General features: G+C 38.0%; 15 protein-coding genes. All 15 read right to left on the bottom strand.

Going from position 1 to position 14,851, the window contains the following annotated elements; translation table 11 throughout:
- Positions 1–5: 5 nt before the first annotated feature.
- The 15 genes from ACR6HW_RS16505 to cpaB all read right to left on the bottom strand — a co-directional run bounded on the left by ACR6HW_RS16505 (position 6) and on the right by cpaB (position 14,835).
- On the bottom strand, positions 6–1,829 hold the full coding sequence (locus tag ACR6HW_RS16505; RefSeq protein ID WP_455728786.1) for a VirB4 family type IV secretion system protein: 1,824 nt from the start codon (positions 1,827–1,829) through the stop codon (positions 6–8).
- An 88-nt stretch (positions 1,830–1,917) separates the two neighbouring features.
- Entirely contained in the window at positions 1,918–2,595 is a 678-nt protein-coding gene (locus tag ACR6HW_RS16500) for a hypothetical protein (protein ID WP_455728785.1), read from the bottom strand.
- Complete coding sequence (locus tag ACR6HW_RS16495) at positions 2,595–3,974, bottom strand: AAA family ATPase (protein WP_455728784.1); 1,380 nt, start codon at positions 3,972–3,974, stop codon at positions 2,595–2,597. The genes ACR6HW_RS16500 and ACR6HW_RS16495 overlap by 1 nt, the downstream gene beginning before the upstream one ends.
- 144 nt (positions 3,975–4,118) lie before the next feature.
- The gene (locus tag ACR6HW_RS16490; protein WP_455728783.1) at positions 4,119–4,760 is read right to left on the bottom strand and encodes a hypothetical protein; all 642 of its coding nucleotides are present in this window, start codon (positions 4,758–4,760) and stop codon (positions 4,119–4,121) included.
- Positions 4,761–4,777: 17 nt separating this feature from the next.
- The gene (locus ACR6HW_RS16485) at positions 4,778–6,004 is read right to left on the bottom strand and encodes a C40 family peptidase (RefSeq protein ID WP_455728782.1); all 1,227 of its coding nucleotides are present in this window, start codon (positions 6,002–6,004) and stop codon (positions 4,778–4,780) included.
- Between the two features lie 14 nt (positions 6,005–6,018).
- Entirely contained in the window at positions 6,019–8,025 is a 2,007-nt protein-coding gene (locus ACR6HW_RS16480) for a hypothetical protein (protein ID WP_455728781.1), read from the bottom strand.
- A gap of 62 nt (positions 8,026–8,087) precedes the next feature.
- Positions 8,088–8,675 (bottom strand): hypothetical protein, encoded by a 588-nt coding sequence (locus tag ACR6HW_RS16475; RefSeq protein WP_455728780.1) that lies wholly within the window; start codon positions 8,673–8,675, stop codon positions 8,088–8,090.
- Positions 8,676–8,677: 2 nt separating this feature from the next.
- Positions 8,678–9,016, bottom strand: a complete 339-nt coding sequence (locus tag ACR6HW_RS16470) for a PadR family transcriptional regulator (RefSeq protein WP_455728779.1) — start codon at positions 9,014–9,016, stop codon at positions 8,678–8,680.
- Positions 9,017–9,111: 95 nt separating this feature from the next.
- Entirely contained in the window at positions 9,112–9,621 is a 510-nt protein-coding gene (locus tag ACR6HW_RS16465) for a hypothetical protein (RefSeq protein ID WP_455728778.1), read from the bottom strand.
- An 8-nt stretch (positions 9,622–9,629) separates the two neighbouring features.
- Positions 9,630–10,022, bottom strand: coding sequence for a DUF4320 family protein (locus tag ACR6HW_RS16460; RefSeq protein ID WP_455728777.1), 393 nt, complete (start codon positions 10,020–10,022; stop codon positions 9,630–9,632).
- A 12-nt stretch (positions 10,023–10,034) separates the two neighbouring features.
- A complete protein-coding gene (locus tag ACR6HW_RS16455; RefSeq protein WP_455728776.1) occupies positions 10,035–10,907 on the bottom strand; it encodes a type II secretion system F family protein in 873 nt (290 codons plus the stop codon).
- Between the two features lie 14 nt (positions 10,908–10,921).
- Complete coding sequence (locus ACR6HW_RS16450) at positions 10,922–11,851, bottom strand: type II secretion system F family protein (RefSeq protein ID WP_455728775.1); 930 nt, start codon at positions 11,849–11,851, stop codon at positions 10,922–10,924.
- Positions 11,844–13,187: an ATPase, T2SS/T4P/T4SS family gene (locus ACR6HW_RS16445; protein WP_455728774.1), complete on the bottom strand. Its 1,344-nt coding sequence runs from the start codon at positions 13,185–13,187 to the stop codon at positions 11,844–11,846. Before ACR6HW_RS16445 ends, ACR6HW_RS16450 begins: the two co-directional genes overlap by 8 nt.
- The gene (locus ACR6HW_RS16440) at positions 13,188–13,997 is read right to left on the bottom strand and encodes an AAA family ATPase (protein WP_455728773.1); all 810 of its coding nucleotides are present in this window, start codon (positions 13,995–13,997) and stop codon (positions 13,188–13,190) included. It abuts the gene before it with no gap.
- Positions 13,987–14,835, bottom strand: coding sequence for a Flp pilus assembly protein CpaB (gene cpaB, locus ACR6HW_RS16435; RefSeq protein WP_455728772.1), 849 nt, complete (start codon positions 14,833–14,835; stop codon positions 13,987–13,989). The genes ACR6HW_RS16440 and cpaB overlap by 11 nt, the downstream gene beginning before the upstream one ends.
- Between the last annotated feature and the right edge of the window lie 16 nt (positions 14,836–14,851).

Below are 14,851 nucleotides of genomic sequence, written 5' to 3'. Positions count from 1 at the left end.
AACACCTACCTTCCTCCGGATTTTCCCATGAATTTGAATTTATACTCAGGGATCTGGAAATTGACATGGAGTCTTTTTGACCCAATCATCACCAGTGCATTCCCTCTTTTCTTTTGTGATAATAATTGTTCTTCAGCATCTGTCAAATTAAATAATTGCTTTGTTTCAATTAAGTTCATACCATCACAACCCATCAGAATCTTATATGCTGGAATATCCAATAATGCTTGTCCATACATTTTGACTTTCGGATCAAGAAAATCGACAACCGAATGGGAAATAATCGCTATCCCAGCTTCATACTTTCTTGCTCTCTTTTCTACATTTCTAAGGAATACCAATGACTGCGGCACATTGGGATCAATCATCAGATAGCTTTCATCACAGATTAAGAGTACCGGTTCCGTTCGATCTAAACTCATCTGCTGCCAGCACCATGTAAGAATATTGAAATACTGAGTCCGTTTGATATTATCACTAGTATTTTGCAGGTCGTGGGTATCCAAACAGATACATCTTGTATTGGTCTCAATCGAACTTTTTCCATTCCATAAAAAAGCGTCACTACCAAGAGCAATATCTTGAAGCAGTAACGCCAGTTCTTCATATTCAGTTTGTTCATTTGGTGATACCGATTTGTCTTTTATTTTTTCCTTTAATCGCTTATGCAGATCAAGGAATATAGGAAAGTCTTCACTGGTAAGTTTATTGATATCCGTATCCCAATAGATGTCAAAATTATTATAAAGCTCAATCAGTGTATTCTTGAGAATAGCTTTTTGCTTATCCGATATTGAGGGTAAATACAGGCTAAAAAAGATTTCAAGGTTTTTCATGTATATAGCCATATCGCCCATGCCATTGCCTTCATCCTTATAATATTGATCATCGTCATCAATGGGAGTCGGTCTGATCTGAAGGGGATTAATCTTACCGTTTGTTCCACCACCTGCATTTATCCAATCGCCATTCAGTGCCATACACAAATCTTTCATTTCTCTTTCGGGATCAATGAAGATGATTTTCGTGCCTTTCATATACTCCGCTAAAGCGATATGCTTGACGACAGTGCTCTTGCCCACGCCAGCCACACCCATAATCGTAAAATTAGTATTGGTTCTGTCATTCCCTCTTTTCCACGGATCAAGTACAACAAGACCGCCTGTATTATCTCTTCCAAAATAATAACCGGTACCGTCATTGTAACCGGATGATGAAAAAGGAAAACCCCCGACAAAACTACTCATTGGAATGACTCTTTTCAGAACTTCTCCAATGGCTTCGTCGAGGGTATAATATGGGGCTATACTTTTGAATGCTTGCTCTTGCAGGTTTGCCATAATTCTTAATTTTGCTTTGCTTGTAGCTATGATGCTTTCCGTCTTTCTGCAAATCTTTTGAAAGTTATTGTCTTCCCTTGCTATGGCCATGATAGAAATGATCATAGTTCCAACGGTTTCACCTTCTCTATCAATTTGCAACATGATTTTTTCACCGTCAAGTGCTGCTTGTTCTGCTCTTTGTCTAATCAATGGATCTTTTGCTGATTCAGCAGCACTTCTATTTTGGATTACACTCTTTGATAACCCTGCTATGAATTCACCATTATCGATAGGAATAAATGTAATCCCAACTACCGTTCCCGGAATGTTGGTAATCTTTGCAAGCCAACCGTAATCGACTTTTTGTGGGTATTTGACGATACCGTATATTCTTCCTGTGTTCTCTCCTATAATCAGGCTGTTTCGTTTTAGTTCTAAGCCTATTGGGGTGATGATGTTTAATAGGCTGTTGTTAACTGTTGTTTGATTGGTCTGTATCTTTTTCATTTGTTTAACCTCCATTTTGGGTACAAAAAAAACACAGCAACGATGTGCTATGTCTTCATATGATTGTTTTAATCTATTTAATTGTTTTTCATTCAAAGAACAAATGGAAATTGCTGTATCGCTTAAGAGAATTGCCATTAAGTTTTATAAACTCCCAAGTCTCTTTGTAATCTCCTGTGACTGCAAACTGTTCATCACGTATGAAATCAATAAATGCCGATTCTATTTTGTAATAAGAATCTGAAAATCGCTCGGCATATTCCATCTTAAGTTCATCCGATAAATTCACTTCATTATGTAATACGTGTTCAAGATTACAGGAGAAGTAATACATACTATATGGTATCCCTGATATCTTAGGACATAATGATAATCGATTGATCACTTGCTGCTTTCTGTTGTTCCTTTCATTTACTCGTTCTATTGAACTTGCAGTAATTGCAGTCTCAGAATAAGCGAATCCCTCGATATCTTCTACTTGAATCTGATCACTACCAATATATGCCCCATCCATATCAATGAGATGAACAATCTGAATGATATCACCTTTTTTAAGACCTATCTCTCTACCAAGAAAGTTTTTCACATGATCATTAACTTTACTCACGGCATTGGCGCTGTTGGAGAATCGGTCACTGGTAATGTCGCCACCTGTGATATAAAACCTTACAAGATTGGATGAAACTAATTTATCGATAATCCCACCTAGCGATGTTTTATCCGTAACACCTTCTACGATGAATAATATGACTTTTTTTGTTTTCATCAATCAACCCTCCCAGCAATCCTGAAAGCACGACTGATATCAAAGCTATTGGTCTCCTTATAGATTTCCTCTTTTTGTCCACCGAGGTTGATGCTTCGATAATAGAGGTTTCTAAGGTTATTATTACTTTTCACATTTGTAAAACGCATATATCGGTTTTTGGGATTCGTTGTTGTAAAGATAATCGAACTTGTACTAAGCATCTCAAGTGGTCTTAAGTTATGAGACGTGAAGATCAACTGTCCTTTTCCGTTTTCACTGATGATCTGAAGAATCTCACCAAGTAAATATTCAAAGATACCTGCGTCCAGTTCATCAACAACCATGCATACGGTCGGATTATTGAACATTGTAATCAACGTGCTCAATATTGAGATAATCTTTTTAATACCGTCTGACTCATATTTTAACGGAACTTTTATATCTTCTCTTATAGATATAAGTTCTATCCGAATGCCTTCACTGCCATCATCCGTCAGTTGTTTACCATGGTTTTTGAGTCCAATGTTCAGCCCCGGAACAATCGTTTCCAGTACAATGTTCATTTGCTCAATAATTTTGAAGACAACATTGTACACTTCTTCCGGAACGACTGATGGCTTTAACAGGCCAATCGCCAAGTCTCCTTGCGTCACCTTTTTCTCATCCAACAGCCTAAAACTAAAGGGAATCAGTAAGTTCATGTTAATCATCCCTGAATGATGGTTCTTGATGATGAAGAGATTGACTTTGGCATAATGCTTTAACGCCAAAATAATATCTGTATAGCTTTTAAAAGCTTCGCTTTTTTTAATGATGTCTTCGAACTCCGTGCCAAAAACAAAGGAAGTGCAATTTTTCTCTGACATCTTCTTCGCCACACCCAAATCAATTTGAACATCTGCATTTTTTGAGGTGAGTAAACGGTGGTTTTTAACCGGTTTAAACGTATATTCTTTATTTTCAAGTTGATAATCTATTATGCCAGCCTTGCTCGTCCAGTCTCCTTTAATGAATTCTTTGTAAGCTAAATATTCCCGAATGACTCTGGCTTTGTTTTCATCCGTTCTTTCAATCTCCGCTTCGTAAAAAATCTGATATATGTGATCTTCTTGGTTCAAATCAAAACCTAGTTTAATGGTTGCTGTTTCTTCTTTCTCAAAAATATAATCACCTGCATTTTTAGGCAGCTCTTGCCCACTTATGAGATGTTTCACAATCCACATAGCATCTACAAAGGCTGTTTTGCCTGAGCCATTTTGACCATATATGCCAAGGATTTCAGAACGAGTTGATTTATTTGATGCTGTATTATCACTTAGGAAATCCAGTTTCCCGTATTCAACGTTTTTTATATTATAGAGTTCAGCTTCTTTTATACGAATCATAGAATCTTTCATTACATACACCTCCGGTTACAATAAATATTATCACAAAGTTCTTGATTTGTAAAATTATATTTTATATTCGATACATTATGTATCTATTTCTAATTATTTTATATTCATTATAACCATTTTACGTGATATTATACTCAAGCTTCTCTATTCATAATTAATATATGCTGGATTATTTATTAGATTACACAACCTGACGATTTCTTGCTCTTTGATTATATCCGTGCTGATATTTACGCTTTCAAACTTATGAACCATCTCCTGACACTCTTTCATCAGATCAGCTTCAACACCGTCTCTATATCGACTCCACAGCATAATAAAGAAGTTTCTCTCAATAACTTCACCACTGGTAGCAAAATTGCTGATCTCCATGATCTCATGACGAAGAAGCTCTTTTTGCTTCTGGTTTGTGGTCTCTGACAATAAACTTTGATACTCATTGACCAGTGGGGTGATATCCACCGGTCTAGATACCGCCAGAAACTTAAATGGTTTCTGCACACTGGATAATTCAGCCGTTAGCACCTTTGATATCTGTTCCTTTTCACTGTCTGAAAATAAATCTATGCTGATTGGATGAATTTTGATATATGCGATAATCTGACCATCCCTCGTATATAAAAATCTATCATGGATGTCTTTGACGTTAACAAATTCCTGAGCTGTTTTCTGCTGTTCATTCACTTGTTCACTTTTGCTCTGCTTCAGTCTTTTCAAAAAGAAAAAGGCTACTGCTCCTGCAATAGCACATAATAAAATCATAATAATCGGTAATATTGGATTCATGCTTAGCCTCCTGCCCTTTAATTGATTAATACAGCCGGTCTTCTATAATATTGAAAACCGACACTCTCTGCCGTTGATATTGTCACGTTATTTGCTCCTGAAGAACAATTTATGACCATAATCTGTCCTTCATCATTTCTACCTATAACAATCCCAATGTGATTGACTTTTCTGGTTCCCGGTGTTGCAAGAAAAGCTAGGTCACCTGCCATGACTGAACTAGCTGGTACACTTGTTGATGTGTTCCACTGTGCTGTTGTCCCATGTCCTATAGTTGATTCAATAGAGTCAGCAGGTATACCTGCGTTGACAAATACCCACGTCACAAATCCGGAGCAATCCAATCCAAAAGGACGTATTGTACCCGTCGATGAACTACCTGGTGATGTCACTTCCGTATTGATTCCGAAACGGTCATCCCATCCAATGGCAAGACTTTTCCCACCCCAAAAATAACGCACCTTGCCGACCAAACTTTCTGCTGCATCAACTACGGAAATACTTTCTATTGTTACTCTCTCTGGGATATAACTTTTTATCGCCTCAATTTCTTCGTCAGTTAAAAACATTTTTACACTACTTGCTGCCAATAAAACGCCATAGCTGCTTTGACGCATTTCTGAAATGACTTGCTTTTGGACATCATCGAATCCATAGATTTGACCAATCTCTTCGGCTGTTAAACTGTCAATGGTAATTACTTTTGTGGTTGTTATCACTATTTTTGTTTCAGAGATAGACTCACCGTCTTCGTTTTTTGTGGTTACTTGGACTTCTTTTGATGTACTGCTATAAGATGTTGATATTATATTCATATCCCGATAAACCTGTCTCAGTTTCTCCACCTGATCCTCTGATAATACCGCCATCTGTTCAGCACCTTCCTTCGTAACGTTGTATTTTACGGCATAGGCAATCAAAACATCTTCTGAATTATTGATAAGCGTTCCATCTTCACTGCCCATAATAATTGTTTTTATAACATCAGCTGTCGAATCTGACTTTTCTTGCTCTATTTTATATCTGAACTCTTCTTGCATTTCATCGATTACACTGACGATTGACACATCTTCTTGCCCACCAATAATTGAAAAGTAGATTGCAAACGGTGACGATAACACCAGTAGAATGATAATCAAAGGTAAAAGGCAGGCAATCAAAATGATTTGCCTGCCCTTTTCATCTGATAATGCGGTTGTTGCAATCTTGGCAGCTACCTTTAGCGTTGCAGGATCAATTGCCATTTTGCATACCTCCTCTATTTGGGTCCAATGTGCCAATCCATATATAAATCTCCTTCAATGGTCACGTCATCTGTTGCATTTATTCTTAACATACCGTCCGGAGTCCATAGATCAATAATTTCTGCATAGACACTATATCTTTCATCCGGAAACCAAAGCGGTGTAAAATGTACCCTGCTATTAAAGGTTGAATACTTATTTTCCTTGAAAACAAACTCTCCTGAACCAATCTCGTCAAGCAGTCTCCAATAAGTTTCATAGCTGAACTCTGGAAAGTACGTAATGACATTTTGCGCATTGGTCACATGAGAAGCTGGAGCATTGCTTGTTGGGTAGGTCGAAACATTAACATCAATACCATAGCCTGATTTCATTATTTTTTCATCCGCTGTTGGTGAATGTTCATCCGGTTCCAATGTCATGGCGCCAGTTAAACTTGCATAATAATTTGTATAGCCATATTCCCAATACCCTTCATCTACAAAATTGCCATTATCCACCCATTGACCTCTGTCTACCCAATGATGTCCTGTTACGCCCCAATGTCTGTCCTCCCCGGAACCAATCCAACCATGTTCAGATACACGATGCCAATCTGCTTCCCATTCCCATTTTGGATGCCATACCCAAACCGGAATCCAGTTACAATCATATATGCCCCAGTTCGCTGTTGTCTTCTCGGCTTTATTAGGAATGTCCGGTAGTATAAAATCATCATTTCTGTCATTAGCCGTCGGATTAGGAGGCTCTCTTAAACTCATATCCACTACTTTACCTGTTAATGTTGCACTTCGACTTGTTCCATCAATCTTAGCAGCGTTATTTCCACTGACATTCACTCGAATCGTAACATCACCTGGAACACTCGGCGTATGCCATTTCAACCAAACCAACTCTGATCCACCTGCTGGAATAACGACTTCTGTACTACTGGTATATCCATTGGCAGTCATCGTAATGGTCGCCGTATTATCTACCGGGTTATTATAAGTAGCTTCACTTTCATGTCGATTATCAGGGGTTATATCTTCATCTGCATAAATTCGCACAGAAGTAATCACGTCCGTATCCACACGATACTCATAATCATATTCTGTATCGTTTTCTACAACATTATCAGCATTGGCTTTCAATAGCCTCATGCCCCAACCACCACCTGCAATAATTCGATCCAACTCCCAATAGACATTGTCAGGTAAAGCTGATGTCACTGGAAAGCCGAACCAGCTCTCCTCAAGAAATACTGAATTCGGCAAATCCGAATGCGTCATGCCTGATATATACTGTCCATCTGAACCACCTCTAAAATTAAAATACCCCAGCTTTTGAGCTAGGGCATATTCTGTAGCAGTAAACGCTAAAACCGTGGTTCCGTCTTTCAAATATGAAATTATTACAGGCTCATAAACAATCAACCATGGTACTTTATTCTGATACTCTCCATCAACTTTGATTGGTAGTATTTCTTCTGCTGGATAATTCTTTAATTCACCGTTAATGTTGAAAACTATGCTTTCGACTAAGCCTTCTCTTGTAGTTCGTTTTTGTGTTGCAAAAGCATCAATAAAGTAGTTGAGCGTGGCTGTATCACCAAAATATGATTTTACAGAGTTTATATTACCCCCATTTGTTATAGGAATTGGCGGTGGATTATCTGTAGTTATCATAGGGCCACCGTTAGGTGTTAATGCACTCCCCAATTGATAATTCACCTTATTATCGGAGCCATAAAATACCCCTGAAGGCATTGTGAAATTTGAAGGTTTCACATAAACCGGTTTTGTCCCAATCATCTTCCATTCAGAGGCTAAATTCGTATTCTGATCTGCTTGATCCGACAAACCAACATACACAGATACTTTGTACATATACTCACTTCCCCTGTAATACCCTTTATCTGCAAGAGCACTACCTGTGTCGCCTGTACCTGAGTCTGCATTATCTTCTGCATATACTGCTGTGCAATTCAAAAATAACACACCTATAAGCACAAGCAGAAAAACATTTTTAATAGATCTCATCTTACTTCTCCTTCCATAAAAAAAGATAGCTCTTAATAGAACTATCTCAAACGTGTTATTTGTTAGAATTTATCACCTGTTCCAGGAACATAATCGCTAATATCTGATCCATCGATTTCAGTTGGATTACCAGCATTTTCAGGATTAGCAAATGGGTTTTCAGAAGCTGGCACTAAGTCACTTTGCTCTTCTTCACTCACTTCCGGCTCTGGTGTAACATTTTCATCCTCATCCACTACAACAATAACTTCTTCTGACTCGATAACCACATCCTTTTCATCATATTGTGGTTCGGTATCCCTATTATTCAGATCATCAACTGATACTGGGGTTTCCTCTGGTGCTTCAAGTTCAGGTTTTTCGGGTTCTTCCGGTAATGGTTCTTCTATTGTAGTAACCTGATCCTTTTGATCTATAACAATCGTTTCGGTTTCCACGATTTCAGGTACTTCAACAGTGACTTCTTCATTTTCATTCTCTACAAGTTCATCAACAACAGGATTAGTAGCATCTTCATCCTTTATCACATCATCTGCTACCACATCGCCACTGTTCAATTTAGTGAAAATCATCACGCCAATTATCATCGCAATAGCAACTAATGAAACTCCAGTGATGGCTGTTTTATTTTTCATGATCATCTTTTTCATAATCAACGACCTCCTTCGGTTTTATTCATAATCGACTTAACCTCTTCTATCTTTTCATTTAACAAATCAACTTCCGTCTGAAGTAACTGTTTTCCTTCATCTGTCAATTGATAGATCTTTTTGTTTCTTTCCTGACTTTGATCCTCAATCAGTTCAATGAGCTGATGCTCTGACAACCTTTTCAGCGTAGGATACATGGTGCCTGTTTTTACTTCAAGTCGTCCTTTTGTAAGGTCATAGATCGTTCTGGTCAGTTCATAACCACTCATTGGTTCCTTAGATAAGGCTAACAGGATGTAAAAGCTTGGTTCATTCAGATTTATTGTTGGTTTATTTTTCATATGCGTCAGCTCCAATAACAATATGTATAATTTATACATGTTCCATATATACATATTATCATTAGGATTTTTATTTGTCTATACTTCCCTTATTTTTAGAACTTTGGACTGTATCCAGCATCAACTTTAAGCCTGATTTCCATCGGTGGCAAATGATCCCAACCAAAAGAAAGTGGAACCGTTAATGTCACCCACGCTTCAGCCTCAAACCTGCTATCATTGTCATTGATTGCAAATGGCGCATTATTGATCTGAATGTCCAAATCTGATAACTGATATTCCATGTACTCACCCGCATATTTTATCCCATCAATCAGTCCCAGCTTATCACTTAGCTTCGTTATCACCGCACCTGAATCGACTCGTTCTTCCCACTGATCTGTCTCACTCAGCCGATAACCACCAGAGTAACCTTCCCGCAAACCATTGTAGACTTCATCATAATTCTCTGTAGCCACTGCAATAACGGAAGATTGTAATGCATCTCTAACGCCATTTGCAATAATCTGCAACCTTAAATACTCACTGATTACTGTAAACAACAGCATTAAACAAAGAATTATGATAATAGCAAAGAGAGCCGCATTACCACTTCTGTCTTTCATTATTCTATTCACTTATGATATACCTCCGATCTTCCGGTTGCTTTGGAAGTCAGCGTAATGGGAAAAGACCCGAATTCAAAAAATCCAATATCTACTGGTAACGTCAAGACAAGACTGAATTCTTCATTTAAATCAATGTTGCCGGTTGTTGACCATTCAATATCAGGATCAATCCCAAGGCTCGATCTAAGTTCATTCTTCTTACTATTGGTTTCTGCACCAACTCGACCTTCTATCTCTGCAACTCTGGCCAGTTCATTGGCAAAAGTATTCAGATCGCTCTTCATTAAAAAGACAGGGTATACTTTCACTCCTAATGCAATGACCATCATTACTACCAGTACAACGACCACCACATCGATATAGCCTTCTCCTTTTTTTGACATCAAAATCGCTCTCACATGCCCACCTCCTTAAAATAGTTTTTCAAGGGTTTCTATAATTTCAACAAACATAACCGATAAATACATCATCAAGAAACAAAAGAGCATTGCAAAGGAATATTTTCTTATCTTCGCCGGTCTTTTCATGGCTATGGTCTTTAATCGTTGTAGTTCCAATTGTTTGAGATCATGGGATAACATTTGAAAATAAACGACACCATCATCACCTCTCAGTACGCCAATAAGTCCCCTTATTGTTTCTGATAAAGAAGAGCTATTAAGCCTTGTTTCCATTCTGGTTAATGCTGATTCATAACTGCCTGACTTCATATCCGCAACCGTAATCTCCAGCTCATTTTTAAAACTGCTTCCTGCATTTTGCTTATATGTCTCTAAAATATTAAGCACATTTCGATTGGCCTTTAGTTCCTGCGACAAGGTTGATACAAACCGTGGCAATTCAAATTCGATGTCTTCTCTTCTTTTTCTAACTGCTTCATCTGCACTTCTAATTTCCCTAAAATAAACAGCAACAGCTAAAAAGAGGATTACCGGAAAGATCATTGGAAATATAAGTAAAGCAGGAATGATAAATAGGAGCATCATCCCTGCTTTAAGCCAAGCCTTTGCAACAAAAGTTTCTGGCGAAAGTTTTATATTTCCTGATTTCAGTGTTGCCCTCAGTTTCCGTCTGCTGTATTCCGTTAGATGAACAATCTTTGATAATCGGATCGCCCAGTCATTAATGAGCACTTCAAAATTCTTTGACTTTTTCCGTTCACGTTTAGCAATAACCTGTACTGCCTTAATACTCCTTCCAGAAGGCAGATGCAATGCATCTTTTAAGATGAGATACATGCCCACTGAAAAGGTCACTGAAAATAAAAATAATATCTGAAACATTCTGTGCCTCCTTTCTACCTGGTATATTCCACAGGTTTTGATAACTTCACAACTGCTGCTAATGAAACGAATATGACAACACCGCAAACAGCCAATACAAATTTTCCAATGCCTGTGAACATCAACGTTTCATACCAGTCTTTATTCAACATGTACATAAGGGGGATATTACCGATTAAGAGCAATGCCATCGTCACAAACTCTTTTACCGGTTCATATAAAAGATAATCCAGTTCCGCTGATACCATGCGCATATCCGACAGTTTGGCAACGATTGGCGTTAATGTGTTCTTCAGATTCTTATCTTCCTGACAATCAATCAAAGCATCAATCCACTCATGAAAAACCGAGCTGTCTATCTTAGGCTTCAAGCCTTCAAGTGCCATTTTTATATTCGAATTAATGAGTTTCGTCTGTGTCAAAAATGCATAGAACACATCTTGAACCGGTGGATTAATATAGTTCACATTCTCCTCAATAGCTCTAATGATGTTTTCACTACGCATATAAGATGTCGTAATTACCGATAATGCCGTTTCCAGTTCACCATTTAAACCTTTCTTCCATTTCGTTGCTGTAAATTGCACATACCAGAAGGGGAGTAATGAAAACCCGACTGCTAATACCGGCATGAGAAATAGATTGTCCAGCGTGATGGCAATAAAAAAGCCAATCGTCATTAATACCATTGAGAGCATGACAATCAGCATAAATAGATTTTCTTTATTAGTCATTTTCAGGATGTGCTTGGTTTCATCAATGAGTTTCTTCAAACCCTTTTTCTGTTTCTTGGATGTTAACGCTCTGATTCTGTCGTTAAGGGCCGGCTCTTTAAACTGTCTTTTCCTTAAAATATCATCTAATAATGCATGGGGTGATATTTCAAGCGAAAGGAACAACCCAAATACCATTGCTAAGAATGCGATAAATAACATACTATTCATGAATGCCACCTCGCTTAAATTTAGTCAGCACGCTACTTGGCATACCGTTTTCCAACAGACGCTTTTCAAGTGATGGTGATATCTCGTTGACCTTTTCATAATGACCCATGATCTTAATCTTCCCATCTAAGACAATATTGTCGGTCACATTAAATTTATATAATGTCCTGATCGCTCTTGTGCCATCTTCTTTGATTTCGCATTCGGTTATTTCCATAATGTGCCTCGTATTGTCTTCAAGTTTTTTTGAAAAAGCAACAATAGGGAATGCTTCTGTTACCAGATTATAAAGAGTTCTCTCGTCCATATCATAACGCTGTTTACAAAGTGTCACCATACGGTAATAGGTGGCTATACATGAACTGGCATGAATGGTCGTTGTTACGCCATGCCCCGTCCTTGCTGATTCTTGGGCGAAAAAAGCTTCTTCCGATTTCATTTCTGCGACACAGATATAATCCGGATTAACAGTCAGTCCTGTTTCAAGAAGTTTAACCATGTTGATGTTTTGCTTTGGATCATCACTGTGCCTAGTTACGGTGTGGATAACATTGTTGATAACTTCGCCTTTTTCATTTCTTTTGACCAAATTAAACTCTCTCGTTCCATTTTCAATGGTATACAGTCTCTTGTTATCCGGTAAGGTTGAAAGAATCCAGCTCATCAACGTTGTTTTCCCACTGGAAGTTGCACCGGTAATGCAAAGGCTTTCACCATAACGATGGACCAAGGATAGAAAATCCAGCATTTCTTCGCTGGCTGTATTCTGTCTGATGAAATCTTCTTTAACCAGCTTTTTAGGATTTACAATACGAATGGATACTGCCACACCTATTGCCGCATCTATAACCCCTTGCCCAAGTACGGTGATACGAATACGTTCGGATAAGTGTCCGACCACGATGGGTTGGGATTGATCCAGTATCATACCACTTTTATGAAGCAATCTTCTGATGACATCAATCGCATGGCTTGGGGAATTAAAGATTTCTTTTGTTGGAATAATGTCACCATTTGAATAAGTGACTTTAATATCATTCCATGCGTTCACATTGATCTCCTCAATGTCACTGCGAAACAGGTACTTTGTCAAAAAAGAGTATTCAGCCATTTCTGAATAAAGTGATCCAACCAGCTCATCCAGCTCCATACCATCAACGGCTAATGAATAATCCATCAGGTACTTTGTGATATAGGACTTCATCTGCTCTTTTTGATGTTCACCGTCATAAGATATCAGAACAGCATACTTACCGGAAATATACTCTTGTACTTCGTAAAGAATATCCGAGAATTCACGAATATTCTTTGCTGATTCTAAAGATACACTACTCATTTACACATCCTCCCTTCTCTTGAAAAAAGATATTCTTGCTTTCTTCTCTTCTTTTTCAGCAACTACCTCTTCTGAACAAATCACATTCACGAGGTCTGATAACTGTTGATTATATCCGCTACTGGGCTTATCTGTGAGCGATTCAAATAGTCTTGCTTCCAATGCCTGTTGTTGTAATTCTTCACAATATTCCAGTTCATGATGGATACCGCCAAAATGATTGCTGATACTATCTTTGGGCATCACTGGCTTTACCTTAGATAAGACTTTAATATGATTTTCCACATTATATTTTCGTTCACCAAGGAACATCAACGAGGAATCGTAGAAACTGATTGCCTTTAAATCCGGTGTCACCAATCGAATAATCTGATCCGACATTTCAAGTGCTCCTCTTGATAATAAATCATGGTGTACCATACTTGAACAATCTACGATAATATGGTCTGCCAAGTGTTTAAGCAGAATAAAAAGATCAAGTACCCTCTCTTTACCATAATCAGCATAGGTTCGAATGTTCTCACCGTGAAGGTAGCTCAGAACACTTAGGTTTTTAGTTTTCATAACCGGTATACATTTTTCTAATATGCTTTCCTGTGATATCTGTACGGATGACAGCAAAGCGCCCAATGATTGTTCTTTGGTTTCAGTGAAAGGCAAAACAGTAGAGATTACCGGTACATAAGGATCAGCAAACAGTAATATGACACTCTTATTATTTTTTGCAAGTTCATTTGCCATTTTTATACTCAGTGTTGTCTTTCCGCTGTTTGGATTGCCCCACACCGCTATGATTTTATTATTCTTCATCGTTATCACCTTCTATCTCATCATCTACTGGAACGGTCTGTTCCTCCATCTGGCTTTCATCACTAATTGCCTCTGCTTCTTCCTCTCCTATTTGATTTTCACTGCTGTTTGATTGCAAGATTAGCTTTTGCTCATCCAGAAACTTTTCTGCATTTTTATCGGTTCCACGATACACAAAGACCACCTGAATTTTTCCTTTGGCTTCCATCTCTGCTAGTAGCTTTGCCTGTTCGACATTTACTTTTAACGTAACTGTTGATGGTAATTCTTTATCTTGCTCAATTGCTTCCTGATCAATTTCATATTCATCGGTATCAAGCCCTGATCCAGCGGTTACTGCTAATACTTCTACATATTGAAGTTCAACTGGACTAACGGTTTCTCGCAGATCACCAAAGTCTGAAGCCATAACGGTAACAATATCGCCTTGTTCCAATTTACCTGATAGACCGGCAGCAAAGCTTTTAATACTGACCGATATAGCACGTTCACTACCATCAAAATCGGTTAAATATTCATAATTAGCCAATGGTTTACTGGAAACCTTGGAATTCAGAACATAATCACCTTTATGAAGTTCCGTTAAGGCATAATTGCCAACAATGCTGTCTTCCTGCCTTAGAACAGTATCAGGCAAATTATAACCACCAATCTCTACAGTCTCAATCATCTTTGCTGTAATCAGCTCTCCCTTTTGGATATTCTCCGCTACTCTTGCAACCGTGACTTTCTCTGCTATGGCTTGATTGAACAACGGTGTCAATCCAAAACAAATAATAAGAGATAGCACAATACTGGCTATCCCCAAGATCATCCTATTACGAAATATTTTTTTCATCGTTTACTTTCCTCCT

The organism is Fusibacter sp. JL298sf-3 (genome assembly GCF_053842995.1).
Note: the sequence above shows the minus strand (reverse complement) of the source record. Positions and strands in the feature narration are given on the sequence as shown.

Excerpts from the sequence above, each read along its gene's own strand:
- ACR6HW_RS16505 (WP_455728786.1), bottom strand. The coding sequence starts at position 1,829 with ATGAAAAAGATACAGACCAATCAAACAACAGTTAACAACAGCCTATTA.
- ACR6HW_RS16500 (WP_455728785.1), bottom strand. The coding sequence starts at position 2,595 with ATGAAAACAAAAAAAGTCATATTATTCATCGTAGAAGGTGTTACGGAT.
- ACR6HW_RS16495 (WP_455728784.1), bottom strand. The coding sequence starts at position 3,974 with ATGAAAGATTCTATGATTCGTATAAAAGAAGCTGAACTCTATAATATA.
- ACR6HW_RS16490 (WP_455728783.1), bottom strand. The coding sequence starts at position 4,760 with ATGAATCCAATATTACCGATTATTATGATTTTATTATGTGCTATTGCA.
- ACR6HW_RS16485 (WP_455728782.1), bottom strand. The coding sequence starts at position 6,004 with ATGGCAATTGATCCTGCAACGCTAAAGGTAGCTGCCAAGATTGCAACA.
- ACR6HW_RS16480 (WP_455728781.1), bottom strand. The coding sequence starts at position 8,025 with ATGAGATCTATTAAAAATGTTTTTCTGCTTGTGCTTATAGGTGTGTTA.
- ACR6HW_RS16475 (WP_455728780.1), bottom strand. The coding sequence starts at position 8,675 with ATGAAAAAGATGATCATGAAAAATAAAACAGCCATCACTGGAGTTTCA.
- ACR6HW_RS16470 (WP_455728779.1), bottom strand. The coding sequence starts at position 9,016 with ATGAAAAATAAACCAACAATAAATCTGAATGAACCAAGCTTTTACATC.
- ACR6HW_RS16465 (WP_455728778.1), bottom strand. The coding sequence starts at position 9,621 with ATGAAAGACAGAAGTGGTAATGCGGCTCTCTTTGCTATTATCATAATT.
- ACR6HW_RS16455 (WP_455728776.1), bottom strand. The coding sequence starts at position 10,907 with ATGTTTCAGATATTATTTTTATTTTCAGTGACCTTTTCAGTGGGCATG.
- ACR6HW_RS16450 (WP_455728775.1), bottom strand. The coding sequence starts at position 11,851 with ATGAATAGTATGTTATTTATCGCATTCTTAGCAATGGTATTTGGGTTG.
- ACR6HW_RS16445 (WP_455728774.1), bottom strand. The coding sequence starts at position 13,187 with ATGAGTAGTGTATCTTTAGAATCAGCAAAGAATATTCGTGAATTCTCG.
- ACR6HW_RS16440 (WP_455728773.1), bottom strand. The coding sequence starts at position 13,997 with ATGAAGAATAATAAAATCATAGCGGTGTGGGGCAATCCAAACAGCGGA.
- cpaB (WP_455728772.1), bottom strand. The coding sequence starts at position 14,835 with ATGAAAAAAATATTTCGTAATAGGATGATCTTGGGGATAGCCAGTATT.